This is a genomic window from Marinoscillum furvescens DSM 4134 (genome assembly GCF_003386095.1).
In the GTDB taxonomy this organism is placed as follows: domain Bacteria; phylum Bacteroidota; class Bacteroidia; order Cytophagales; family Cyclobacteriaceae; genus Marinoscillum; species Marinoscillum furvescens.
Map to the genome: position 1 here is coordinate 1 of NZ_QREG01000062.1, position 1115 is coordinate 1115.

Annotated in this window: 1 protein-coding gene; it reads left to right on the forward strand. The window is 49.8% G+C overall.

Going from position 1 to position 1115, the window contains the following annotated elements:
• Nucleotides 1-1115, forward strand: a 1115-nt coding sequence (gene tnpC, locus C7460_RS23445; RefSeq protein ID WP_115870570.1) for an IS66 family transposase, incomplete at both ends; no start/stop codon positions are given.

Below are 1115 nucleotides of genomic sequence, written 5' to 3' on the forward strand. Positions count from 1 at the left end.
ATGGTACTTCCTGCCCACCTGCCTAGAGAGGAAGAAGTACTAGAGCCAGAGGATAAGCAGGACAATGCCGAAAAGCTTGGAGAGGCGATCACCGAGATTCTTGAGTATACTCCAGGTAAGGTCTATGTAAAGCGGTACGTACGTCCAAAATATGTACAGCCTACCCAGGATGAAGATACAAAGCAAGTACTCATAGCTCCATTACCGACTATGCCGATACCCAATGGCAATGTAGGCGCAGGGCTATTGGCACACCTACTGATCAGCAAGTACGTAGATCACCTGCCTTTTTACCGACAGGTGCAGATATTTAAACGTGAAGGCCTGAAACTAGCCGAATCTACGATCAGCGGATGGTTCAAAGCAGCCTGTAAACTGCTAGATCCCCTCTATTATGAGCTCAGGAAGGAGGTGCTGTCTAGCGGCTATTTGATGGCCGACGAAACGCCTATCCCGGTTCAGAGCAGTAACAAGCCGGGGGCGACACATACAGGTTACATGTGGGTTTACCGTTCTCCGGAAAAAGGCATGGTCATCTTTGACTATCAGCAAAGCCGTGGAGCACAAGGGCCAGAAGGTGTGCTGGAAGGCTTCAGTGGAGCCTTACAAACAGACGGTTATGCGGCATATGATCGTTTTGACAAAGCATCAGGAGTCACCCTGCTTGCCTGCATGGCACACGTGCGCCGTAAGTTTGATCAGGCAAAGGAAAACGACTCCAGGCGATCTGAATATGCTTTAGCTCAAATACAGAAGCTTTATGCCCTGGAGCGGCAGTGTAAAGAAGAAAACCTGAATACAGACCAGGTAAAAGCAGCCAGACAGCAATATGCTGTTCCGGTGCTCACAGCCATGAAGGAATGGATGGAACAGCAATGTCCAAATGTGGCTCCAAAAAGCAGCATAGGCAAAGCGCTCACCTATGCCCTGAAGCTATGGCCCAGAATAGTGCGTTATACTGAAAATGGCTCTTGGAACATCGACAACAACCTGGTAGAGAACAGCATCAGGCCAGTAGCCCTGGGTCGTAAAAACTATCTCTTCGCAGGGTCTCATGACGCAGCACAGTGGGCAGCCGTGCTCTATTCATTCCTTGCCACCTGCAAGGCCAACGA